The 23,059-nt window shown below is 73.1% G+C and carries 23 protein-coding genes and 1 pseudogene; 19 read left to right on the forward strand and 5 right to left on the reverse strand.

All coding sequences use genetic code 11. The features are described 5' to 3' along the window. Nucleotides 1-57 precede the first annotated feature (57 nt). Complete coding sequence (locus tag LX83_RS17535) at nt 58-1,146, forward strand: S-(hydroxymethyl)mycothiol dehydrogenase (RefSeq protein WP_253772629.1); 1,089 nt, start codon at nt 58-60, stop codon at nt 1,144-1,146. An 85-nt stretch (nt 1,147-1,231) separates the two neighbouring features. Here the strand turns inward: LX83_RS17535 and LX83_RS17540 are convergent, their stop codons facing one another. Further along, entirely contained in the window at nt 1,232-2,059 is an 828-nt protein-coding gene (locus LX83_RS17540) for an MBL fold metallo-hydrolase (RefSeq protein WP_253772632.1), read from the reverse strand. Nucleotides 2,060-2,175: 116 nt separating this feature from the next. Here LX83_RS17540 and LX83_RS17545 point away from each other — a divergent pair, with 116 nt between their 5' ends. The 8 genes from LX83_RS17545 to LX83_RS17580 all read left to right on the forward strand — a co-directional run bounded on the left by LX83_RS17545 (nt 2,176) and on the right by LX83_RS17580 (nt 10,818). Next, complete coding sequence (locus LX83_RS17545; protein ID WP_253772634.1) at nt 2,176-2,691, forward strand: GNAT family N-acetyltransferase; 516 nt, start codon at nt 2,176-2,178, stop codon at nt 2,689-2,691. A gap of 81 nt (nt 2,692-2,772) precedes the next feature. Next, on the forward strand, nt 2,773-4,800 hold the full coding sequence (thrS, locus tag LX83_RS17550; protein ID WP_253772636.1) for a threonine--tRNA ligase: 2,028 nt from the start codon (nt 2,773-2,775) through the stop codon (nt 4,798-4,800). A 22-nt stretch (nt 4,801-4,822) separates the two neighbouring features. Beyond that, nucleotides 4,823-5,377 carry an HIT family protein gene (locus LX83_RS17555; protein ID WP_253772638.1) on the forward strand — a complete coding sequence of 185 codons (555 nt, stop codon included), beginning with the start codon at nt 4,823-4,825 and terminating at the stop codon, nt 5,375-5,377. Nucleotides 5,378-6,007: 630 nt separating this feature from the next. Continuing rightward, nucleotides 6,008-6,877: a DUF5753 domain-containing protein gene (locus LX83_RS17560; RefSeq protein ID WP_253772640.1), complete on the forward strand. Its 870-nt coding sequence runs from the start codon at nt 6,008-6,010 to the stop codon at nt 6,875-6,877. Between the two features lie 87 nt (nt 6,878-6,964). Continuing rightward, entirely contained in the window at nt 6,965-7,576 is a 612-nt protein-coding gene (gene pgsA, locus LX83_RS17565) for a phosphatidylinositol phosphate synthase (protein ID WP_253772642.1), read from the forward strand. Further along, nucleotides 7,573-8,643: a phosphatidylinositol mannoside acyltransferase gene (locus LX83_RS17570; RefSeq protein ID WP_253772644.1), complete on the forward strand. Its 1,071-nt coding sequence runs from the start codon at nt 7,573-7,575 to the stop codon at nt 8,641-8,643. The genes pgsA and LX83_RS17570 overlap by 4 nt, the downstream gene beginning before the upstream one ends. Beyond that, on the forward strand, nt 8,640-9,782 hold the full coding sequence (locus LX83_RS17575) for a glycosyltransferase family 4 protein (protein ID WP_253772646.1): 1,143 nt from the start codon (nt 8,640-8,642) through the stop codon (nt 9,780-9,782). The genes LX83_RS17570 and LX83_RS17575 overlap by 4 nt, the downstream gene beginning before the upstream one ends. Before the next feature lie 37 nt (nt 9,783-9,819). Beyond that, complete coding sequence (locus LX83_RS17580; protein ID WP_253772648.1) at nt 9,820-10,818, forward strand: NUDIX hydrolase; 999 nt, start codon at nt 9,820-9,822, stop codon at nt 10,816-10,818. 79 nt (nt 10,819-10,897) lie between these two features. Here LX83_RS17580 and LX83_RS17585 read toward each other — a convergent pair whose 3' ends face one another. Further along, on the reverse strand, nt 10,898-13,024 hold the full coding sequence (locus LX83_RS17585) for an elongation factor G-like protein EF-G2 (RefSeq protein WP_253772650.1): 2,127 nt from the start codon (nt 13,022-13,024) through the stop codon (nt 10,898-10,900). A gap of 534 nt (nt 13,025-13,558) precedes the next feature. Between LX83_RS17585 and pdxS the strand changes: the two genes are divergently transcribed. Beyond that, on the forward strand, nt 13,559-14,437 hold the full coding sequence (gene pdxS, locus LX83_RS17590) for a pyridoxal 5'-phosphate synthase lyase subunit PdxS (protein WP_308204000.1): 879 nt from the start codon (nt 13,559-13,561) through the stop codon (nt 14,435-14,437). Nucleotides 14,438-14,511: 74 nt separating this feature from the next. On the opposite strand, the gene LX83_RS17595 is transcribed toward pdxS, so the two are convergent. The 3 genes from LX83_RS17595 to LX83_RS17605 are packed head-to-tail and all read right to left on the reverse strand — an operon-like array spanning nt 14,512 to nt 15,795. After that, nucleotides 14,512-14,916 (reverse strand): type II toxin-antitoxin system VapC family toxin, encoded by a 405-nt coding sequence (locus LX83_RS17595; RefSeq protein WP_253772652.1) that lies wholly within the window; start codon nt 14,914-14,916, stop codon nt 14,512-14,514. Beyond that, the gene (locus LX83_RS17600; RefSeq protein WP_253772654.1) at nt 14,913-15,161 is read right to left on the reverse strand and encodes a FitA-like ribbon-helix-helix domain-containing protein; all 249 of its coding nucleotides are present in this window, start codon (nt 15,159-15,161) and stop codon (nt 14,913-14,915) included. Before LX83_RS17600 ends, LX83_RS17595 begins: the two co-directional genes overlap by 4 nt. A gap of 37 nt (nt 15,162-15,198) precedes the next feature. Next, nucleotides 15,199-15,795, reverse strand: a complete 597-nt coding sequence (locus tag LX83_RS17605; RefSeq protein WP_253772656.1) for a helix-turn-helix domain-containing protein — start codon at nt 15,793-15,795, stop codon at nt 15,199-15,201. A gap of 131 nt (nt 15,796-15,926) precedes the next feature. Between LX83_RS17605 and LX83_RS17610 the strand changes: the two genes are divergently transcribed. The 9 genes and pseudogenes from LX83_RS17610 to ruvC all read left to right on the forward strand — a co-directional run. Beyond that, nucleotides 15,927-16,661, forward strand: coding sequence for an AzlC family ABC transporter permease (locus LX83_RS17610; protein WP_253772658.1), 735 nt, complete (start codon nt 15,927-15,929; stop codon nt 16,659-16,661). Then, nucleotides 16,658-16,966: an AzlD domain-containing protein gene (locus LX83_RS17615; RefSeq protein WP_253772660.1), complete on the forward strand. Its 309-nt coding sequence runs from the start codon at nt 16,658-16,660 to the stop codon at nt 16,964-16,966. The genes LX83_RS17610 and LX83_RS17615 overlap by 4 nt, the downstream gene beginning before the upstream one ends. Nucleotides 16,967-17,378: 412 nt before the next feature. Further along, a complete protein-coding gene (locus tag LX83_RS17620) occupies nt 17,379-18,728 on the forward strand; it encodes an amino acid permease (protein WP_253772810.1) in 1,350 nt (449 codons plus the stop codon). A 135-nt stretch (nt 18,729-18,863) separates the two neighbouring features. Further along, nucleotides 18,864-19,484 (forward strand): pyridoxal 5'-phosphate synthase glutaminase subunit PdxT, encoded by a 621-nt coding sequence (pdxT, locus tag LX83_RS17625; protein ID WP_407649600.1) that lies wholly within the window; start codon nt 18,864-18,866, stop codon nt 19,482-19,484. Nucleotides 19,485-19,543: 59 nt separating this feature from the next. Then, nucleotides 19,544-20,293, forward strand: coding sequence for a YebC/PmpR family DNA-binding transcriptional regulator (locus tag LX83_RS17630; protein WP_253772662.1), 750 nt, complete (start codon nt 19,544-19,546; stop codon nt 20,291-20,293). 101 nt (nt 20,294-20,394) lie between these two features. Then, the gene (locus tag LX83_RS17635; protein ID WP_253772664.1) at nt 20,395-20,907 is read left to right on the forward strand and encodes a DUF4262 domain-containing protein; all 513 of its coding nucleotides are present in this window, start codon (nt 20,395-20,397) and stop codon (nt 20,905-20,907) included. After that, nucleotides 20,904-21,455, forward strand: coding sequence for a GNAT family N-acetyltransferase (locus LX83_RS17640; RefSeq protein ID WP_253772666.1), 552 nt, complete (start codon nt 20,904-20,906; stop codon nt 21,453-21,455). Before LX83_RS17635 ends, LX83_RS17640 begins: the two co-directional genes overlap by 4 nt. A gap of 4 nt (nt 21,456-21,459) precedes the next feature. After that, complete coding sequence (locus LX83_RS17645) at nt 21,460-22,302, forward strand: class I SAM-dependent methyltransferase (protein WP_253772668.1); 843 nt, start codon at nt 21,460-21,462, stop codon at nt 22,300-22,302. A gap of 107 nt (nt 22,303-22,409) precedes the next feature. Continuing rightward, nucleotides 22,410-22,982 (forward strand): annotated as a pseudogene (gene ruvC, locus LX83_RS17650) (crossover junction endodeoxyribonuclease RuvC); the annotation flags it as partial. Between the last annotated feature and the right edge of the window lie 77 nt (nt 22,983-23,059).

Here is a 23,059-nt window from a genome sequence, read left to right on the forward strand (position 1 = left end):
GCCCGTGCTCCACGATAGGCGGCAGGCCCTGAACAGCGTGGGAGCGAGGAGAAGCACATGGCAGAGCAGCGGGTTCGCGGTGTCGTCGCCCGGGCCAAGGGCGCCCCCGTGGAGGTCACCACCGTGGTGGTGCCCGACCCCGGCCCTGGCGAGGCGGTGGTGCGGGTGCTGGCCTGCGGGGTCTGCCACACCGACCTGCACTACCGGGAGGGTGGCATCAACGACGAGTTCCCGTTCCTGCTCGGCCACGAGGCCGCCGGTGTTGTCGAGCAGGTCGGCGACGGGGTCGGCGAGGTCGAGCCGGGCGACTTCGTGGTGCTCAACTGGCGGGCGGTGTGCGGGGTGTGCCGGGCCTGCCGGCGCGGCCGGCCCTGGTACTGCTTTGACACGCACAACGCGGCCCAGCCCATGACGCTGACCGACGGCACCCCGCTGACCGCGGCGCTGGGCATCGGCGCGTTCGTGGAGAAGACCCTGGTCCACGCCGGCCAGTGCACCAAGGTGGACCCGGCGGCGCGGCCGGCCGCGGTGGGCCTGCTCGGCTGCGGGGTGATGGCCGGCCTGGGCGCGGCGCTGAACACCGGGAACGTCCGGCGGGGCGACTCGGTGGCGGTGATCGGCTGCGGCGGCGTTGGCAACGCCGCGGTGGCCGGCGCCCGGCTGGCCGGCGCGGCCACGATCATCGCGGTGGACATCGACGGCCGCAAGCTCGACTGGGCCCAGGGCTTCGGCGCCACCCACCTGGTCAACGCCAGCGAGGGCGACCCGGTGGCCGCGATCAAGAACCTGACCGGCGGGTTCGGCGCGGACGTGGTGATCGACGCGGTGGGCCGGCCGGAGACCTGGCAGCAGGCGTTCGAGGCGCGCGACCTGGCCGGCACCCTGGTGCTGGTCGGCGTGCCCACCCCGGAGATGCGGCTGGACGTGCCGCTGCTGCCGTTCTTCAGCCACGGCGGCGCGCTCAAGTCGAGCTGGTACGGCGACTGCCTGCCCAGCCGGGACTTCCCCATGCTGGTGGACCTCTACCTGCAGGGCCGGCTGGACCTGGACCGGTTCGTGTCCGAGGAGATCGCCCTGGACGAGGTGGAGAACGCGTTCGCCAAGATGCACGCGGGCGAGGTGCTGCGCTCGGTCGTGGTGTTCTGAGCGGTTCCCCGGCTCCCGGTGGTCGGTCCTGATCACCGGGAACCGGCGGGTGGAAAGCGCTTCCCGGTCGGGCCTGCCGGCCGGCTCACCCCAGGTGGTCGTTGGCGCCGCTGACCCAGGCGATGTAGCGCTCGGCGGACCGCCGCACCGCGTTCTTGGCATCCGTGACCACCGGACCGCCCACCAGGCTGTACAGGTGGTGGAACTGGTAGGGCTCCAGCCGGTCCACGATCCTGCGCACCAGCCCGGCGGAGAGCGGGATCGCGTTGGGGTAGCTGCGCATGAACGTCACCCACCCGTGGTCGGCCACCGGCATGATGGTGTCCCCGGTGAGCAGGGTGCCCCGGCCACCCGCCCCGGCGGCGACGTGGGCGACCGCGGCGCCGGGGAAGTGCCCGCCCGCCTCGACCAGGGTGACGCCGGGCAGGACCTGTTCGGTGCCGCGCCACTCCCGGATGACCGGGTCCTCCCGCCGCACCCACCGCCGGTCGGCGGCGTGCACCAGCACGGGAACCCGCCCGAACCGGTGGCTCCAGCTGACCTGCGAGCCGTACATGTGCGGGTGGCTGGCCACGACCACCGCGACGCCCCCGAGTTCGCCGATCGCGGCGACCAGCGACTCGTCGAGGTGGTTGGGCGGGTCCCACAGCAGGTTCCCCGCCTCGGTCCGCACCAGGTAGCTCCACTGGCCGATGGCGAACTCCGGCTCCTGGTGGAACCGGTGGATGCCCGGCTCGACCTCCTCGCGCACCAGCTCGCGGGTGGTCGCGGCGAGCTGGTCCAGGGTGGTCCACACCTGGCCGGTCCGCGGAACGTACTGCCGCTCGTCCGCGCAGACGCGGCAGTCCTCGGCGGGCGGCCGCGCGGTGTCCGGGTGCTCGACCCCGCAGGTGCCGCAGATCCAGATCGTCATGCGGTGAGTCTGGGACATCCACCGCGATCGAGGTCAAGGAGCCGACGGCACGGCGGGGCGCGCGGGGGTGTGCGGCGAACCACCCAGGGCGGGACCGGGGACGTAGAGTCCGGCGGATGGGCGTTGACTGGCCGAGGGCCGAGGTGACCACCACCGGGCGGCTGCGCCTGGAGCCGATCACCGCGGCGCACGCGCCGGCCATGTGCGCGGTGCTGGCCGATCCCGCGCTCTACACCGTCATCGGCGGCCAGCCACCGGACCTGGCCAGCCTCACCCGGCGGTACGCCGCGCTGGCCGGACAGCGCTCACCGGACGGGACGCAGGCGTGGCTGAACTGGGCGGTGCTGCTCCGGGCCGGTGGTGCGGCCGTGGGCACGGTGCAGGCCACGGTGGTGGCCGAGGGCGGCCGGCTGGTCGCCGAGCTGGCGTGGATCGTGGGCGTGCGCCACCAGGGCAACGGCTACGCGCGCGAGGCGGCCGGGGCGGTGCGGGGCTGGCTGGCCGCCCGAGGCGTCGACCGGTTCCGGGCGCACATCCACCCCGGGCACGCCGCCAGCGCGCGGGTGGCCGCCGCGATCGGGTTGGCCCCGAGCGAGCAGTGGCAGGACGGGGAACGCCGCTGGGTGGGCTGACCGGGGCAGTGGATAGCATCGGAGGTTGACATCAGCCCACCGCTTCACCGCGCGTGAAGTGAGCACCACCGAGGAGTCGTCGTGTCCGAGCCGCGTCCCCCAGCCGCCGAACCCGCGCCGCGCGTGGTGGTACCGGCTGGCACTACCGCGGGGACCGCGGTGCGCGAGGCCGGGTATCCCACCAAGGGGCCGCTGGCCGTGGTCGTCGTGCGCGACCTGCACGGCAGGCTGCGCGACCTGTCCTGGACGCCGGAGGCCGACACCGAGGTGGAGACGGTCGCCGCGGACACCGAGGACGGCCGCAGCGTGATCCGCCACTCCTGCGCGCACGTGCTCGCGCAGGCGGTGCAGCAGCTGTTCCCCGAGGCCAAGCTGGGCATCGGCCCGCCCATCCGGGACGGCTTCTACTACGACTTCGCCGTGGACCGGCCGTTCACCCCCGAGGACCTGCAGGCGCTGGAGAAGCGCATGAAGCAGATCATCAAGGGCTCGCAGCGGTTCTCCCGGCGGGTGGTCGAGTCGGTGGCGGCGGCCAAGGAGGAACTGGCCGGCGAGCCGTTCAAGCTGGAGCTGGTCGACCTCAAGAGCGAGGTGGACACCGCCGAGGTGATGGAGGTCGGCGGTGGCGAGCTGACCATCTACGACAACCTCGACCCGCGCACGGGCGAGCGGGTGTGGGGCGACCTGTGCCGAGGCCCGCACCTGCCGACCACCAAGCACATCCCGGCCTTCGCCCTGACCAGGGTGGCCGCCGCCTACTGGCGCGGCAACGAGCGCAACCCGCAGCTGCAGCGCGTCTACGGCACCGCGTGGGAGTCGCAGGAGGCGCTGGACAAGCACCTGGAGATGCTGGCCGAGGCCGAGCGGCGGGACCACCGCCGGCTCGGCGCCGAACTGGACCTGTTCAGCTTCCCCGAGGAACTCGGCTCCGGCCTGCCGGTGTTCCACCCCAAGGGCGGCATCATCCGGCGTGAGCTGGAGGCGTACTCGCGGCAGAAGCACGAGGAACACGGCTACGAGTTCGTCAACACCCCGCACCTCACCAAGGGCGCGCTGTTCGAGACCTCCGGGCACCTGCCGCACTACGCGGACAGCATGTTCCCGCCCATGCACTTCGAGGGCACCGACTACTACGTCAAGGCGATGAACTGCCCGATGCACAACCTGATCTTCAGGTCGCGCGGGCGGTCCTACCGGGAGCTGCCACTGCGGCTGTTCGAGTTCGGCAGCGTGTACCGGTACGAGAAGTCCGGTGTGGTGCACGGCCTGACCCGGGTGCGCGGCATGACCCAGGACGACTCGCACATCTACTGCACCAAGGAGCAGATGCAGGAGGAGCTGCGCTCGCTGCTCACCTTCGTGCTCGACCTGCTGCGCGACTACGGGCTCAACGACTTCTACCTCGAACTGTCCACCCGGGACGACTCGCCCAAGTTCATCGGCGAGCCCGAGGAGTGGGCGGAGGCCACCGAGGCGCTGCGGGTGGCCGCGGAGGCCTCCGGCCTGCAACTGGTGCCCGACCCGGGCGGGGCCGCCTACTACGGGCCGAAGATCTCGGTGCAGGCCAAGGACGCCATCGGTCGGACCTGGCAGATGTCCACCATCCAGGTCGACTTCCAGCAGCCCAAGCGGTTCGGGCTGGAGTACCAGGCGGCCGACGGCACGCGGCAGCAGCCGGTGATGATCCACCGCGCGCTGTTCGGGTCCATCGAGCGGTTCTTCGGCGTGCTCACCGAGCACTACGCGGGCGCGTTCCCGGCGTGGCTGGCTCCCGTGCAGGTGGTCGGCATCCCCATCGCCGACGAGCACGTGGCGCACCTGCGGAGCGTGGCCACGCTGCTGCGGCAGCGGGGCGTGCGGGTGGAGGTGGACACCTCGGACGACCGGATGCAGAAGAAGATCCGCACGCACACCACGCAGAAGGTGCCGTTCATGCTGCTGGCCGGCGCCAAGGACGTGGAGAACGACGCGGTGTCCTTCCGGTTCCGGGACGGCACCCAGGTCAACGGGGTCGCGGTGGACCGGGCGGTGGCGGTGCTGACCGACTGGATCCAGCGCCGGGAGAACGAGTCGCCGACCGCCCAGCACCTGCGCGCCGACCTGGCCTGACCCGGCGATGCGGAGGCGGTAGATGAGCGACCAGCCGGAACTGGTGGCACAGCAGGGCGTTGGCGTGCCCGACGCCCTGCAGCGGCTGTGGACACCCCATCGGATGGCCTACATCCAGGGCGAGAACAAGCCGACGGACAGCGCGCAGGACGGCTGCCCGTTCTGCCGGCTGTCCGGCCAACCCGACGCCGACGCGCTCATCCTGGCGCGCGGCGAGCTGGTGTACGCGGTGCTGAACCTGTACCCGTACAACCCGGGGCACCTGATGGTGGTGCCCTACCGGCACGTCGCCGACTACACCGACCTGAGCCCGGCGGAAACCGTGGAGCTGGCCCGGTTCACCCAGCGGGCCATGCGGGTGGTGCGGCACGCGTCCGCGCCGCACGGCTTCAACATCGGGCTGAACCAGGGCGCGGTGGCCGGCGCCGGCATCGCCGCGCACCTGCACCAGCACGTGGTGCCCAGGTGGGGCGGGGACGCCAACTTCATGCCGGTGATCGGGCACACCAAGGTGCTGCCGCAGTTGCTGGCCGAGACCAGGCAGCTGCTCGCCCAGGCGTGGCAGGCGGTCGACTGAGCCGGGTCGGGCAAACACCGAAAACAGCACGGGCGGGGTGTCGCGCGGTACGCCGCGGCACCCCGTCCGACTTCCCGGCACCCGGTTGTCGGCAATACCAAGAATGGCGTGCGCGAGCGCGCTGACCACTCCGGAATCGTTGCCATTTCGGCCTCCGGTGAGCGGGGTGGCCGGGGTGTGCGCGATGGCCGTTCCACGATCGGGGGACCTGCTGGTCCGGTTGCGTCGAGTTCCGCCCCGGTGCCGGTGAAATAGCACGTCGCGGCCGGTTCGAACAGGCTCGTCGCACTGCCGGAAAGGCACTGGAAAAAGGTTAGGCCTGCTCACGACTGCGCGTTATGTTTCCGAATGGCCGAGCGGATGTACCCATTGGACGGCCAGCAACCCCGCCGATGGCCGATCGTATTGACCCGCCATCATGGCTAGGGTTCGATTTATGATCGCCTACGTACTCCCCGAAGCGGAGGCGAAGTCGAATCCCGTCGACGTGCTCCCCGAAGCCGCGGCGAGGTCGGGTTCCAGCGAGGTGCCGCCTGACGTGGTAGCCCGGTCGAGATCGGCCGCCGTGCTCCCGGACCGCAGGGCGAGACCGGGCCCGGCCGCGCGGCCGACCACCGCGGAGTCCGCGTCATGACCGCCCCCGAACGGTTCCGGCTGGCTCGCGAGCGGCTGTCCAGGGAGCTGCGTCGATTACGGTCCGACGCCGAGCTGACCGGCACCGCGGCGGCCAGGGCCGCCGGCATGAGCCAGTCCAAGCTGTCCAAGATCGAGAACGGCATGCTGCTGCCGTCCGTGGCCGATGTGGAGCGCCTGGTCGTCGAGCTGGGCGCGGCCGAGGAGGTCAGGGCCGAGCTGGTGGCGCTGGCCAAGGCCCTGCACACCGAGACCGACAGCCGGCGGGTGGTGCTGCACCGCGGTGCGCACCGCCACCAGCAGGCGGTCGGCCGGATCGAGGCCAAGGCCACGGCCAGCCGCTTCTTCCTGCTCAACCTGGTCCCGGCGCTGCTGCGCAGCGAGGCCTACCAGCGTGCCGTGCTGGCGCTGGTGTCCGAGGACGAGCGGGAGGCGGCGGTCGCCGCGCTCGCGGCCCGGCGGTCCGTGCTGGACGATCCCGGCAAGCAGTTCGTGTTCCTGCTGGCCGAGGGCGCGCTGCGGTGGCGGCTGGGGTCGGCCCAGCTCATGCGCGAGCAGGTCGAGCACATCGCCGGCCACCTGGACCGGCCCAACGTGCGGATCGGGGTGGTGCCCTGGGCCGCCGGGGCCGACGCGGTGGTGCTGCACGGGTTCCACATCTACGACGAGCGGGTGGTGACGGTGAGCCTGCACACCGGCAGCGCCACCATCACCGACCCGGTCGACGTGCGGGAGTACCTGAACCTGTTCGAGAAGCTGGCGTGTCGCGCGGTCTACGGCGACCAGCTCCGGGAGCTGCTGGCCGGCATCGCCGCGGACTACGCCAGCCTGGTCCGGACAGACCTGGTGCCCCCGGGACCCGCCTAGTCCCGGTGTCGCCGCGCCACGGACTGAGCTGGGCGGTTAGGCTTCCGAGGCCATTGGTCCCCTGCGGTAGGTGCAGTCGACAGCCTCATGCTCAACATCTTCGCCCGTGCCTCGGTCTCACGCGTCACCGATCCCATCGGGACGTGGCTGGTTCGCCGTGGGCTCAGCCCGAACGCCATGACGGTGGTCGGCACCGTGGGCACGGTGCTGTCCGCCGTCTGGTTCTTCCCGCGCGACCAGCTGTTCGCGGGCTCGGTGGCGGTCACCGTGTTCGTGCTGTTCGACCTGCTCGACGGGGCCATGGCCAGGGCGCGGGGCAGCGGAACGCCGTTCGGCGCGGTGCTGGACGCCAGCTGTGACCGGATCGCCGACGGGGCGCTGTTCGCCGCGCTCACCTGGTGGGCGCTGGCCGTGGCGCAGGACCGGTCGCTGGCCGCGGCCAGCCTGGTCTGCCTGGTGGCCGCGCAGGTCATCTCCTACGTCAAGGCGCGGGCCGAGGCGTCCGGGCTGGCCGCGGACGGGGGACTGGTGGAGCGCGCCGAGCGGTTCATCATCGCGCTGGTGGGCACCGGGCTGGAGGGCCTGTCCGTGCCGCACGCCGCGACCGTGGCGCTGTGGCTGCTCGCGGCGCTGTCGGTGATCACCGTGGGCCAGCGGCTGGTGGCCGTGTGGCGGGCGGCGAAGGGGGCACAGGGATGACGACCGGGTCGCGGGCGTCGGTCAACGAGGCACTGGCGGCACTGGGCTACCTGGCCGGCTGGCGGCTGACCAGGGCGTTGCCCGAGGGCGTGGCCCACTGGCTGTTCGGCGCGGCCGCCGACCTGGCGGCCCGGCGCGGCGGACCGGGCGCCACCCAGCTGCGGCGCAACCTGGCCCGGGTGGTGCCCCGGGCCGGCGCGGACGAACTGGACGACCTGGTGCGCCAGGCCATGCGGTCCTATGCCCGCTACTGGTGCGAGGCGTTCCGGCTGCGCCCGGCCGACCGGGCCGGGGTGGTCCGCGACGGTGACCGGTTCGTCACCGGGCAGGAGTACCTGGACGCGGCACTGGCCCAGGGCAACGGCGCGGTGCTGGCGCTGCCCCACTCGGGCAACTGGGATCTGGCCGGGGTGTGGCTGGCCGGGCACTGCGGCAGCTTCACCACGGTGGCCGAGCGGCTGCGCCCGGAGGTGCTCTACCGCAGGTTCGTGGCCTACCGGGAGTCGCTGGGCTTCGAGGTGGTGCCGCTGACCGGCGGGGCGCGTCCGGCCGCGTCCGTGCTGGCCGAGCGGCTGCGGGCGAACCAGGTGGTGTGCCTGCTGGCCGACCGGGACCTGACCGACGCGGGCGTGCGCGTGCAGTTCTTCGGCGAGCCGGCCAGGATGCCGGCGGGCGCGGCCTACCTGGCGGCCCGGACCGGGGCCGCGCTGCTGCCGGCCGGGTGCTGGTACACCGAGGACGGCTGGGGCGTGCGCATCCACCCGCCGATCCGGATCGCCGGCATCCGCGGCGTGCCCGCGGCCACCCAGGCGCTGGCCGACGTGTTCGCCGCGGACATCGCCGCCCACCCGGCCGACTGGCACATGCTGCAGCGGGTGTGGGAGGCCGACCTGCCCGAGGCGCCCGGCGGGCGGCCCCGGCGGGCGGCCAGACCCGGCTGGGCCGGCCAGCCCCGCGACGCCGGCCAGCCCGGTGTTGGCCAGCCCGGTGTTGGCCAGCCCGGTGTTGGGCAGCCGCGCCAGGCCAGTGAGGTCGGCCAGCCGGCCGGCCACGGGGAGCCCTCGTGAGGGTCGGCATCGTCTGCCCCTACTCGCTGGAGGTGCCCGGCGGTGTGCAGGCGCACGTGGTCGACCTGGCCAGGGCGCTGCGCGGGCTCGGCCACGAGGTGGAGGTGCTGGCGCCGGCCGCCGAGGAGAGCGAGCTGCCCGAGTTCGTCACCCCGTCCGGCCGCGCGGTCGGCATCCCGTACAACGGCTCGGTGGCCCGGCTGGCCTTCGGGCCGCTGTCCTTCGCCCGGGTGCGCCGGTGGATCCGGGAGCACGAGTTCGACGTGCTGCACCTGCACGAGCCGGTGGCGCCCAGCCTGTCCATGCTCGCCCTGATGGTGGCCGACGGCCCGATCGTGGCGACCTTCCACACGGCCACGCCCCGCTCGCGCGCGCTGGCCGCGTTCCAGGCCGTGCTGCGGCCGTTCCTGGAGAAGATCACCGCGCGGATCGCGGTGTCCGCGCTGGCCCGCCGGGTGCAGGTGGAGCACCTGGGCGGCGACGCCGTGGAGATCCCCAACGGGGTGGACGTGGGGCTGTTCGCCGCCGCCGAGCCACTGCCCGACCACCCGCCGACCGGGTGCACGGTCGGGTTCGTCGGCCGCTACACCGAGCCGCGCAAGGGCATGCCGGTGCTGCTGGACGCGCTGCGCCCGCTGGTCGCGGACCTGCCGGAGCTGCGCCTGCTGGTGGTCGGCCGGGGGGACGAGGACGAGCTGCGCGCCCAGGCCGGGCCGGCGCTGGCCGACCGGCTGGTGCTGCTCGGCCAGGTCGACGACGCCACCAAGGCCAGCGCGCTGCGCAGCGTGGACGTGTACTGCGCGCCCAACACCGGCGGGGAGAGCTTCGGCATCATCCTGACCGAGGCGATGGCCGCGGGCGCGGCCGTGGTCGCCAGCGACCTGGACGCGTTCCGCCGGGTGCTCGACGACGGTCGCGCCGGGGTGCTGACCCCGGTCGGCGACGCCGCCGCGCTGGGCGGGGCGCTGCGCGGCCTGCTCACCGATCCGGCGCGGCGGGCCGAGTACGCCACGCTGGCCACGGCCAGGGTGGCCGCGTTCGACTGGTCGGTGGTCGCCGGCCAGGTGCTGCGGGTCTACGAGACCGCCATGGCGGCCAACCCGCGCAGTGTCCGGGAAGCCGGGGACGTCCCGTCGTGAGCGGGGCCGGGACCGGCCAGGTTGGTGAGGAGGCCGGGTGACGAGCACGACCGTGGTCGCCGCGCTCACCGTGCTGCTGGTGGTCGCGCTGCTGGTCGGACCGTGGCTGCTGGGTGTCGCCACCAGGCTGGACCGGCTGCACGTGCGCACCGACGCGGCCTGGGCCGCGCTGGACGCGATGCTGGCCAGGCGGGCCGTGGTGGTCCGGGCGCTGGCCGCGGCCGGCGTGCTGGACGCCGACCTCGCCGAGCGGCTGCACGAGTTGGCCGACCGCGCCGAGCGGGCTCCCCGCCCCCGGCGCGAGGAGGCCGAGAACGAGCTGACCAGGCTGCTCGGCCAGGTGGACCGGCAGGCCCTGCCCCCGGGGCTGGCCGCCGAGCTGTCCGACGCCGAGCAGCGGGTGATGCTGGCCAGGCGGGTGCACAACGACGCGGTGCGCGACACCACGGCGCTGCGCCGGCGCCGCCCGGTGCGCTGGTTCAAGCTGGCCGGCACCGCCGCCTGCCCGGAGTACTTCGAGATCGCCGAGCCGGCCGCCGAGACCGACCCCGTGGTGTTCACGCCCCGGCCGGCCGCCCGGGTGCTGCTGGTGGACGGCGCCGACCGGGTGCTGCTGTTCGAGGGGCACGACCCGGCCCAGCCCGGCGAGACGTTCTGGTTCACCGTGGGCGGCGGCATCGAACCCGGCGAGCAGCCGCGCGACGCGGCCGTGCGCGAGCTGGCCGAGGAGACCGGGCTGCGCGTGCCACCGGAGGACCTGGTCGGGCCGGTGTGGCGGCGCCGCGCGGTGTTCAGCTTCGACGGCCGGGCCTACGACGCCGAGGAGTGGCTGTTCTTCCTGCGGGTGCCGGGGGAGCTGGCCGTGGACACCTCGGGCTTCACCCAGGTGGAGATCGACACCGTGCGCGGCCACCGCTGGTGGAGCGTGCCCGAGCTGCGCGAGACCACCGACACCGTCTACCCGGCGCAGCTGGACGAGCTGCTGCCCGAGCTGCTGTCCGGCGCGTGGGACGGGCGGATCCGCATCGTGCAGTGAGGCCGGGCCGGGCAGGGCGCGCCGCGGCCGGCCGCCGTGTGGGTGTGCGCGGGCCGGGTGCGTCCCAGGCCGGGTGTGCTCAGGACACGGTGGCGGCCAGCGCCTGCGGCAGCGGCTCGTAGCGGGCGAAGCGCCGGGTGAACGTGGCCGAGCCCGACGTCAGCGAGCGCAGGTCGATGGCGTAGCGGAGCAGCTCGGTGGCGGGCACCTCGGCGCGCACCACGGTCCAGCCGGGCGCCTCGTCCGGGTCGGTGCCGAGCACCCGGCCGCGCCGGCCGGACAGGTCGCCGAGCACCGTGCCCAGGTGCTCGTCCGGCGCCCGCACGGCCACCTCGTCCAACGGTTCCAGCAGGCTGGTCTGGCCGGTGGCCGCGGCGTCCTTGAGCGCCAGCGCGCCGGCCGTCTGGAAGGCCGCGTCCGAGGAGTCCACGCTGTGCGCCTTGCCGTCCACCAGGGTGACCCGCACGTCCACCACCGGGCAGCCGGGCCGCAGGCCGCGCTCCAGCAGGGCGCGCACGCCCTTCTCCACGCTGGGGATGAACTGGTGCGGGACGGCCCCGCCCACGATCCGGTCGACGAACTCGAAGCCGGCGCCCCGGGGCAGTGGTTCGACCTCGATGTCGCACACGGCGTACTGGCCGTGCCCGCCGGACTGCTTGACGTGCCGGCCGTGCCCCTTGACCCGCGCGGTGAACGTCTCCCGCAGCGGCACCCGGATCGGCTCGGTGTCCACCTCGGCGCCGCCCGCGCGCAGCCGGCTGAGCACCACGTCGGCGTGGGCCTCACCCATGCACCACAGCACCAGCTGGTGGGTTTCCGGGTTGCGCTCCAGCCGCAGCGTGGGATCGCTGGCGACCAGCCGGCCGAGGTTGCGCGCCAGGGTGTCCTCGTCGCTGCGGCTGTGCGCCACCACGGCCACCGGCAGCAGCGGCTCCGGCATGGACCAGGGCCGCACCAGCAGCGGGTCGGCCGGGTCGGACACGGTGTCGCCGGTCTCGGCCGAGCCCAGCTTGGTCACCGCGCACACGTCGCCGGCCACGCAGCAGGGCACCTCGTGCAGGGCCGAGCCGCGCGGCGAGTAGATGTGCGCCACGCGTTCGTCCACGTCGTGGTCGTCGTGGCCGCGCTCGGCCAGACCGTGCCCGGAGACGTGCACCGGGCCCTCCGGGCGCAGCGTCCCGGAGAACACCCGGACCAGGTTCACCCGCCCGACGTAGGAGTCCACCGTGGTGCGCACCACCTCGGCCAGCAGTGGCCCGTCCGGGTCGGCGGCGCGCAGCCCGGTGCGCGGCGCGCCGGCCAGGTCGGTGACGGCCGGCAGCGGTCGCTCCACCGGGGCGGGCACGGCCCTGGCCAGGCCGTCCAACAGCTCGGCCAGGCCGAGGCCGGTGGCCGCGCAGACCGGGATGACCGGGTGGAACGAGCCCCGCGCCACCGCGGTCTCCAGGTCGGCGATGAGCGTGGCCTGGTCGATGTCCTCGCCACTGAGGTAGCGGTCCATCAGGGTCTCGTCCTCGCTCTCCGCGATGATCCCCTCGATCAGCTCGTCGCGGGCCTCGGCCAGCCGGTCCAGCTCGCCCTGGTCGGGGTCGCCCACGCGGGGCGGGTAACCGGCGGAGTAGTCGGCGAACCTGCCGGTGATCAGGCCCACCAGCCCGGTGCGGCCGGTACCGGCCGGCAGGTACAGCGGGAGCACGCCCAGGCCGAACGCCTGCCGGCAGGCGGTGACGGTGGCGGCCAGATCGGCCCGGTGGTGGTCCAGCCGGGTGATCACCACGGCCCTGGGCATGCCCACGGCCGCGCACTCCGCCCACAGCGCCACCGTGGCCGGCTCCACCCCGGCCGAGGCGCTGACCACGAACAGGGCCGCGTCGGCCGCGCGCAGCCCGGCGCGCAGTTCGCCGACGAAGTCCGCGTAACCGGGTGTGTCGATCAGGTTGATCTTCAGGTCGCCGTGCGGCAGCGGTGCCACGGCCATGCCGACCGACCGCTGCTGCCGCACGGCGGCGGGGTCGTGGTCGCAGACGGTGGTGCCCTCGGTGACCGAGCCCGGCTTGCCCAGCACGCCGGTGGCGGCGAGCAGGGCCTCGACCAGGGTGGTCTTGCCCGCGCCGGACGGGCCGACCAGGACCACGTTGCGGATCCTGGCCGGGTCGGTCACGGCGGCCACGTCCGGGTGGCCGTTGTCGGTGTGCTTGTTGCCCATGAGGTGCCTCCCGCACGCGACGGCGTTGTCCTGCGTTGCGGCTCGGTGTGGTCCAGGCTGCCGCCTGGCTCGGCCAGCCGATCCCCGCTCGCTGACGCCCACCTGGTGCAGGAGTGCGGCCCGCCGGTCGGTTCGCCTCGCCACCAGACAGGTCAGCGTGTTCGATGTGTTCGATCTCACACCTGTTGACCGGTGAGGACAAGGGCACCGTCCCACCAGTAACCCATGAGAAGGAAGCTAAGGCGGCGCGCCCGGTTCCGCTCGGTGGCGGCCCGCCGGGGGTGGTCGCGAGGTGGTCGCGGCCGGTGGCGCGAAGGGGCGGCCGCCGGGCTGGCCACCCGGAGAAGTGGCCTGGTGAGAACGCCCCGAATTGGCCTGCCTGACCGGTCCACACCAGACGTACGATGAGGTCGTGGACGTGCGCGAGCCGTCCACGTTCCCATGTCGAGCGTGTCGAAAGGCCCCACCGTGACCACCGCAGAGACCTCCACGGCCACTTCGGACCAGCGTCCCGAGGCACCTGGCGCCACCCCGGTGACCGGCACCGCCCGGGTCAAGCGCGGGATGGCGGAAATGCTCAAGGGCGGCGTGATCATGGACGTGGTCACCCCGGAGCAGGCCAAGATCGCCGAGGACGCCGGCGCGGTCGCGGTGATGGCGCTGGAGCGGGTGCCCGCCGACATCCGCGCGCAGGGCGGCGTGGCCCGGATGAGCGACCCCGACCTGATCGACGGCATCATCGAGGCCGTCTCCATCCCGGTCATGGCCAAGGCCCGGATCGGCCACTTCGTCGAGGCCCAGGTGCTGCAGGCGCTCGGCGTCGACTACATCGACGAGTCCGAGGTGCTCACCCCGGCCGACTACACCAACCACATCGACAAGTGGCAGTTCACCGTGCCGTTCGTGTGCGGGGCCACCAACCTGGGCGAGGCGCTGCGCCGGATCACCGAGGGCGCGGCCATGATCCGGTCCAAGGGCGAGGCCGGCACCGGTGACGTGTCCAACGCGACCACGCACATGCGCAAGATCCGCGCGGAGATCCGCCGGCTGCAGACCATGAGCCACGACGAGCTGTACGTGGCCGCCAAGGAGCTGCAGGCGCCCTACGAGCTGGTGGCCGAGGTCGCCGAGCTGGGCAAGCTGCCGGTGGTGCTGTTCACCGCCGGCGGGATCGCCACCCCGGCCGACGCGGCCATGATGATGCAGCTGGGCGCCGAGGGCGTGTTCGTCGGCTCGGGCATCTTCAAGTCCGGCGACCCGGCCAAGCGCGCCGAGGCCATCGTCAAGGCCACCACCTTCTACGACGACCCGGACGTGATCGCCAAGGTCTCCCGCGGCCTGGGCGAGGCCATGGTCGGCATCAACGTGGACGAGATCCCCGAGCCGCACCGCCTGGCCGAACGCGGCTGGTGACCCCGAGGTCGACAACGCTGCCGGCCCGCCCGGGGACCGCCCCGGCGGGCCAACAGCCTGGTCGGCACGGCTGTTCAGGACAGCGGGTAGAACTCGATCTTGGCGTTGTGCCCGTTGCTGCCCGCGAGTTTCGCGTCGCAGGTGACCAGGGGGAGTCGGAACTGCTCGGCCAGTGCCACGTACAGCGAGTCGAACGCGGCGATCGCGTGACGCAGCTGCCAGGCTGATGCCAGGAACAACTGGTGGTCGAAGCGGGTGACGGGGGCCTTGCGGACCAGGGTGAGCGCGGCGAGTGCCTGTGTGTCGGTCAGTTGGCCGCGGTGGGCCATGCGGCGGAGGACCTTGAGGGCTTCCGCGTCGATGACCGCCGGTGCGATGGCCTCGGACTCGGTGAACCGGTGCAGCAGGGCGTGGTCTGGTCGGCGCGACACGGCGATCTCGATCAGTGCCGAGGCATCGACGACGATGGTCGGACTCACGTCGTCTGGTCCTCGCCGCCCTCGTCTCGGATCTCCCGGAGAGTTCCCACAACGGTGTCCCGGCTGACTCCCCAGTCCCGATCGGTCGCCGCGCGGATCCACTCGGCCATGCTGGGCTTTTCCGCGAGCCGGGCCAGCTCGCGCCGGAGGTAGGCGTTGAGCGAGAGGTGTTCGGCCGAGGCCTTGGTGCGCAGTGCCGTGTACGTGGCGTCGTCCACGTCGCGGATCTGGATGACCTTGCCCATGGGTGCAAATTAGCGCTACTGCACCCATTGTGCATGCTCAGATGTGCTGCATCACCAGAACGGCTGACGTGGCGGGTTCCAGGCCCTGGCAGATGTGCGGCAGGTCGCCGGGGTAGGCCAGGTAGTCGCCGGGGCCCAGCTCGACCGGCTCGTCGGTGGGGCCGGCCAGCACCCGGCCGGTGCTCACGATCAGGTGCTCGACCGTGCCCGGCATGTGCGGGTCGGAGCGCCTCGGCTCGCCCGGCTCCAGGGTGAGCAGGTAGATGTCGCGCCGGGCGTTGGGCGGGCAGGACGCCAGCAGGGTGGCGACGTAGTTGGCCCGCTCCGAGGCGATGCCCAGCCCCTCACCGGCCCTGATCACCTGCACCCGTGGCGCGGGCGGTTCGACCAGCCAGCTGAACGGCACGCCGAGGGCCACGGCCACCGCCCACAGCGTCTCCACGCTCGGGTTGCCGCTGCCGGCCTCCAGTTGGGAGAGGGTGGACTTGGCCACCCCGGCCCGCTTGGCCAGCTCGCTCAGGGACAGGCCGACCCGCTCCCGTTCCCGGCGCAGCGCCGCCGAGATGGCCTGCAGCGGCGCCTGCGCCCTGGGTGGCTGAGCCGCCTGTTGCCGTGCGGCCTGTTCCGGTGCCACCACACTCTCTCCCCTCGTCGCCGCCGGTCGCGATGCCGTTCTCGCGGTCGGCCGGGCTCGCCGTCGTGTTCGGTATGCCGATCGTCATGTTCGGCTTGACGAACGGCCCCCCGGTGTTCACGATATCGGCCATGCGTTCGTTATGGCGAACACTGGATCGCGGTCTGCTGCGCGACGTCGCGCCGATCGCCCTGGCCAGTGGCCTGGTCGGGGCCTCGTTCGGGGCCATCGCCGTGGCCGACGGCAACCCGCTGTGGGTGCCGGTGGCCATGTCGCTGCTGGTGTTCGCGGGCGGCGCGCAGTTCATGGCGGTGGGCGTGGTCGCCGCCGGCGGCACGGCCGTGGCCGCGGTGCTGGCCGCCCTGCTGCTCAACGTGCGGCACCTGCCGTTCGGCCTGGCCGTCGGGCACGCGCTGGGCGGCAGTTGGCCAGCCCGCCTGGTCGGCAGCCACGTGATGACCGACGAGTCCGTGGCCTTCGCCATGGCGCAGACCGACCCCAGGCGGGCCAGGGCCGCGTTCTGGACCTGCGGCCTGGCCCTGTACGTCTGCTGGAACATCGGCGTGGTGCTGGGCGCGCTGGCCGGCTCGGCCGTGGGCGACACCGACGCGCTCGGCATCGACGCGGCCTTTCCCGCCGCGCTGCTCGCGCTGACCCTGCCCGCGCTGCGCGACGCGGTCACCCGGCGCTGCGCGCTGGTCGGCGCGCTGATCGCGGTGGTGGCCACCCCGCTGGTGCCGGCCGGCGTGCCGGTGCTGCTGTCGCTGGCCGGGGTGGCCGCCATGCTGCTGCCGGTGCCCCGGCGCGTCAGCGCCCCGGCGGACCGTCCCGCTGACGGCTCCTCGACCACGGAGGCCCGCTCATGACCCTGGCCGCTGTGCTGGTCCTCGCCCTGGGCACCTACGGCCTGCGGCTGGCCGGTCCGCTGCTGCGCGACCGGGTCCGGCTGTCCGAGCGGGTCACCCGCGTGCTGGCGGTGGCCGCGACCACGCTGCTCACCGCGCTGATCGCCACCGCGGCGCTCACCAGCGGCAGCGGCTACGCCGGCTGGTCGCTGCCGGCCGGCGTGCTGGTCGGTGGCCTGGCGGCGTGGCGCCGCCTGCCGTTCGTCGTGGTGGTGGTGCTCGCCGCGGCCACCACCGCGGTGCTGCGGCTGCTCGGCGCGCCCTGAGTCCGGTCGGCCGGAGCACCGCCGGCCGGGGCGTCAAGGGCTGTCACCACGGGTCATTAATATTTCTAATGGGACGGGCATAACATCGGGATTTGGACTGGAAATAGTTACATCCTGTGACGATCGACACATCAAGCCTTCCCCAAGCAGTGCCTCCGCCGCGGAAACCGCTGACTAGAGTTCCCGCACTCACGGAATGACTCAGGTCACGCTGTGTCACAGCGTCGGGGCGCGGGAGGTTCCGACGCGGCAGCGACTGACGTCACAGGGAAGGACCCATCGAGTGGATTCGCCAATGGGAACCGGGCGGGAGCACCCGCCAGCGGCCGGCACCGCCGACGCACCGCTGGGGGGCGGCAGCGACGTCGACGCCGAGGGCTACCGCAAGGCGCTGGGCAAGCGCCAGGTGCAGATGATCGCCATCGGTGGCGCGATCGGCGTCGGACTGTTCCTCGGCGCCGGCGGCAAACTGGCCGCGGCCGGCCCGTCACTGGTCTTCTCCTACGCGCTGTGCGGACTGGCCGCGTTCTTCGTCATGCGCGCCCTCGGCGAGCTGGTGCTGCACCGGCCCACCGCGGGCAGCTTCGTGTCCTACGCCAGGGAGTTCATCGGCCCCTGGGCCGGGTTCGCCTCCGGCTGGCTGTACTGGCTGAACTGGGCGATGACCGGCATCGCCGAGATCACCGCGGTGGCCATCTACGTGCACCGCTGGCTGCCGGACCTGCCGCAGTGGGTGACCGCGCTGATCGCCCTGGTGGCGCTGCTGGCCATCAACCTGCTCTCGGTGAAGCTGTTCGGCGAGCTGGAGTTCTGGTTCTCGGTCATCAAGGTGCTGGCCATCGTGGTGTTCCTGGTGACCGGCATCGGCCTGCTGATCGGCGGCGCCGACATCGGCGGCCAGCAGGCCGGCGTCGGCAACCTGACCGAGCACCAGGGCCTGTTCCCCGCCGGCCTCGGCGTGACCCTGATCAGCCTGCAGGCCGTGGTGTTCGCCTACTCGGCCATCGAGATGGTGGGCATCGCCGCGGGGGAGACGCAGAACCCGCGCCAGGTGCTGCCCAGGGCCATCAACGGGGTGATCTGGCGGATCGGCGTCTTCTACGTGGGCTCGGTGCTGCTGCTGGCCATGCTGCTGCCGTGGAACGCCTACAGCGGCGCGGAGAGCCCGTTCGTCACGGTGTTCTCCCGCCTGGGCGTGCCCGGCATCGGTGACCTGATGAACGCCGTGGTGCTCACCGCGGCGCTGTCCTCGGTCAACTCCGGGCTGTACTCCACCGGCCGGATCCTGCGCGCCCTGGCCGACAACGGCGAGGCACCCGCGTTCGCCGGCCGGATGAGCAGCCGGCACGTGCCCTACGGCGGCATCCTGTTCACCGCCGTGGCCTACCTGCTCGGCGTGGTGCTCAACTACCTGGTGCCCAAGGAGGCGTTCGACATCGCCACCGCCATCGCCTCGTTCGGGGTGGTGGCCACCTGGGCCACGTTCATCATCTGCCAGATGCGGCTGCGCACCGCCGCCAACCGGGGCGAGCTGACCAGGCCGAGCTACCGGATGCCCGGCGCGCCCTACACCAGCTGGGCCACCCTGGGCTTCCTCGCCCTGGTCGTGGTGCTGATGGGCTTCTCGGACGGGGCCGAGCACGTGGCGTTCATGTTCCTGCCGGTGATCGTGGCGCTGCTGGCGGTCGGCTGGTGGTGGGTGCGCAACCGGCGGCCCTCGGCCCGGACCACCCAGCCGGTGGCCGCGAACACCGGCGACTGACGCGCGCCACGCGCCAGGGCGGGCACGCCCGCGCGGGGACCGGGCCGCCGCGGTACCCGGTCCCCGCTGTTAGCCCGAACGGTGGCTACGCTGGAAAGGCAGGAGTTCACCTGCCAGACCAGGAGGTTGCCGCCCGTGTCCGCTGCCCAGCCCGTCATCGGGGTGCTCGCCCTGCAGGGTGATGTTCGGGAGCACCTGGTCGCGCTCGCCGAGTGCGACGTGCTCGCGCGGCCGGTGCGCCGGGCGGAGGAACTGGCCGAGGTCCACGGGCTGGTGCTGCCCGGCGGCGAGTCGACCACGATGAGCCGGCTGCTGGCGACCTTCGAACTGCTGGACCCGCTGCGGGCCAGGCTGGCCGAGGGAATGCCAGCCTACGGGTCGTGCGCCGGGATGATCCTGCTGGCGAACAAGGTCCTGGACGGCCGTCCCGACCAGCACCAACTGGGTGCCCTGAACGTGGTGGTGCGGCGCAACGCCTTCGGCCGCCAGGTCGACTCCTTCGAGGCGGACCTGGACTTCACCGGCATCGAGGGCGACCCGGTGCACGCCGTGTTCATCCGGGCACCGTGGGTCGAGTCGGCCGACACCGGGGTGGAGGTGCTCGCCACCGTGCCGGACACCCCGGCCGCCGGGGAAGCCGCCGGTAGGATCGTCGCGGTTCGGCAGGGGCCCGTGCTCGCCACCGCGTTCCACCCGGAGTTGACCGGTGACGGGCGGGTGCACCGCCTTTTCGTGCAGACGGTACGAGCGGCCTGACCGAACGCCGGAAGAACACCAGGCGTCGTCGGCTGTTCCGCAGAGTTCTCGGAGGATAGATGAGCGGCCACTCAAAGTGGGCCACCACCAAGCACAAGAAGGCCGCCCTCGACGCCAAGCGCGGCAAGCTGTTCGCCAAGCTGATCAAGAACATCGAGGTCGCGGCCAAGACCGGGGGCGGCGACCCCGAGGGCAACCCCACGCTCTACGACGCGATCCAGAAGGCCAGGAAGAGTTCCGTCCCGCTGGACAACATCGAGCGGGCGCGCAAGCGGGGCGCCGGCGAGGAGGCCGGCGGCGCCGACTGGCAGACGATCATGTACGAGGGCTACGGGCCCAACGGCGTGGCCGTGCTGGTGGAGTGCCTGACCGACAACCGCAACCGGGCCGCCTCCGAGGTGCGCACCGCCATGACCCGCAACGGCGGCTCCATGGCCGACCCGGGCTCGGTCGCCTACCTGTTCAACCGCAAGGGCGTGGTGATCCTGCCCAAGAACGGCCTGTCCGAGGACGACGTGCTGATGGCCGTGCTCGACGCCGGCGCCGAGGAGGTCAACGACCTCGGCGAGAGCTACGAGATCGTCTCCGAGGCCGGTGACCTGGTCGCGGTGCGCACCGCGCTGCAGGACGCCGGCTACGACTACGAGTCGGCCGAGGCCAGCTTCCTGCCCTCGGTGAGCGTCTCCCTGGACGAGGAGCCGGCGCGCAAGGTCTTCAAGCTGATCGACGCGCTGGAGGACTGCGACGACGTGCAGAACGTCTACGCGAACATCGACGTGTCCGACGAGGTCATGGCGGCGATCGGCTAGCCGGCACCGGACACCGCGAGTCACCGGGCGGGCGGCGGAGTTGATCCGCCGCCCGCCGTGTTGTGCGCGGCGGGGCTTGCCGCGGCAGGCAGAATGAGCGCGTGTCGACCCAAGGGATCACCGCCGAGGACGCGGAACTGCGCGCCTGGCTGCTGGACCAGGCCGAGGAGCACGGCCACGCCGTGGTGCAGGTGGCCGGCGACGACCAGGGCGCGCCGTACGCGTTCTCGGTCGGGGCGTGGCGTCGCTTCGGCGTGGCCGAGGCCGTGGTGGTCGGGCTGCCCCCGGTCATGGCCGAGGTGCTGCTCAAGGCGTACGTCACCCGGGCCAGGGAGGGCCGCCGGTTCGTGCCGGGCGAACTGCACCACGACTTCTTCGAGGGCATCCCGATCACCGTGGAGAAGGTGGCCAGGGGCTACTACCCGGAGTTCTTCGGCAGCGCGTTCCTGCTCTACCGCAAGGGCGACTTCCCGGCGGTGCAGATCCTGGTGCCCACCGCCCAGGGCGTCTGGCCGTGGCAGGACGAGGCGCCCGAGGGCTTCTGGGAGTGGCAGCCGGTGCTGACCGAGTCGGGCATGCCGGAGAGCTGGACGCCGGGGGTGACCGGGCCGTGAGCGCGGCGGCTGAGCCGGCCGCGGCGGCTGACCCGGCCGAGGTGGTGATCCGCCGGCTGCGCGCCGAGCACGCCGGCGAGGCGTTGACCGTGCAGCGCGCCGCCTTCGTCGACGAGGCGCGACGCTACCGGACCAGCGAGATCCCGCCGCTGCGCGAGACACTGGCCGAGCTGCGCGCCGACATCGACGACCCGGCGGTGATCCCGCTGGGCGCGTGGCTCGGGTCCCGGCTGGTCGGGTCGGTGCGGGGCCGCGTCAGCGCCGACCGGATGGAACTGGCCCGGCTCGCGGTCGCACCGGACACGCGGGGCCGGGGCATCGCCCGCCAACTGGTGACCGCGCTGCTGGCCGAGGTGCCGGCGCGGGTGCGGGTGGTGTGGCTGGTCGCGGGTGGGGACAGCGAGGCCAACCTGGCGTTCTACCGGCGGGTCGGCTTCCGGCCGGTCGGCGAGCGCTCGGACGTGGCCGGCGTGCGGCTGGTGGTGCTGGAGAAACCGGTGGAACCGGGAAAACCAGTCGACAGCACCCGGGTGGTCGCGGCTGGATAGCCGCATGGGAAACCCGGACCACGACGAGATCCAGCGCATGCTGCGCGCCAACGAGCGCAACTGGGACGCCCGCACGTCCGTGCACGTGGACAGTGAGTTCTACGACCTGGCCGGGGTGCGCGCCGGTGTCGCCGACCTGCCCGACTTCGAGTGGGCGGAACTGGGCGATCTGACCGGCAAGCAGGCCGTCCACCTGCAGTGCCACCTCGGCACGGACACGCTGAGCCTGGCCAGGGCCGGCGCCGAGGTGCTCGGACTGGACATCTCCGCCGAGTCGGTGCGCGCGGCCACCCGGCTCGCCGAGCAGGTCGGCGTGCCCGTGCGCTACGTGCACGCCAACGTCTACGACGCGGTGGTGGCGCTGGACGGGGCCCGCTTCGACCTGGTCTACACCGGCAAGGGCGCCCTGGTCTGGCTGCCCGACCTGGACCGGTGGGCCCGGGTGGTGGCCGACCTGCTGCGGCCCGGCGGCCAGCTCTACCTGGTCGAGTTCCACCCGCTGGTCACCTCGGCCGCCGACGACAGCGAGCCGGGCGCGCCACGGCTGGTCTACGACTTCTTCGGGGGCCGCACGCACCGCTGGGACCAGGAGTTCAGCTACACCGACGGCGCCGCCCTGCCGGCCGACGCCCGGACCACCTTCCAGTGGGAGCACGGCATCGGCGAGGTGGTCACCGCGCTGGCCAGGGCCGGGCTGCGGGTGAGTTCGGTGACCGAGCGGACCAGCACGCCCTGGAAGCGGTGGCCGTGGCTGGTCGAGTCCACCGTGCCGGGATGGTGGACGCTGCCGCCGGACGCGCCCATGCTGCCGCTGACCTACTCGCTGCGCGCCGTGCGCGAGGGCTGAGCGGGCCGGCCTGGGCCCCGAGTGCGTGTCGGTCGCACGGCCGGCCGGGGCGCGCCCGATAAGGTCTCGAACGGATGTTCGTAGGGGGCGAGCCACGAGGTGATGCCGTGCGCGTGCTGGGAGTCGACCCGGGGCTGACCCGGTGCGGGCTCGGGGTGGTTGACGGCGGCCCCGGCCGCACCGTGCGGTGCGTGGCCGTGGACGTGGTGCGCACCCCGGTCGACGCCGACCTGGCGATCCGGCTGCTGCAGGTGGCCGACGCCGTGGAGCAGTGGCTGGACCTGCACCGCCCCGAGGTGGTCGCGGTGGAGCGGGTGTTCAGCCAGTACAACGTGCGCACGGCCATGGGCACGGCACAGGCCGGCGGCGTGGTCGCGCTGTCCGCGGCCCGGCGCGGCATTCCGGTGGTCTTCCACACCCCCAGCGAGGTCAAGGCCGCGGTCACCGGGTCGGGCCGGGCGGACAAGGCCCAGGTCACCACCATGGTCACCCGGCTGCTGCGGCTGGCAGAGGCGCCGCGCCCGGCCGACGCCGCCGACGCCCTGGCACTGGCCATCTGCCACCTGTGGCGGGCGCCCATGCGCTCCCGCCTGGCCGACGCCCAGGCCAGGGCCGCCCAACTGGCCCGCACCCACCGCGCCCGGCTGGCCGCCGGCCAGGAGGCGGCCGGTGCGGCCCGCACCGCCACCCGGTCGGCCCAGCAGCCGGCCCCACCCACCCGGTCCGCCCGGTCCGCCCGCTCCGCTGGGGCGGCCGG

Origin of the sequence: Goodfellowiella coeruleoviolacea (genome assembly GCF_024171785.1) — a bacterium.
Classification (GTDB): Bacteria; Actinomycetota; Actinomycetes; order Mycobacteriales; family Pseudonocardiaceae; genus Goodfellowiella; species Goodfellowiella coeruleoviolacea.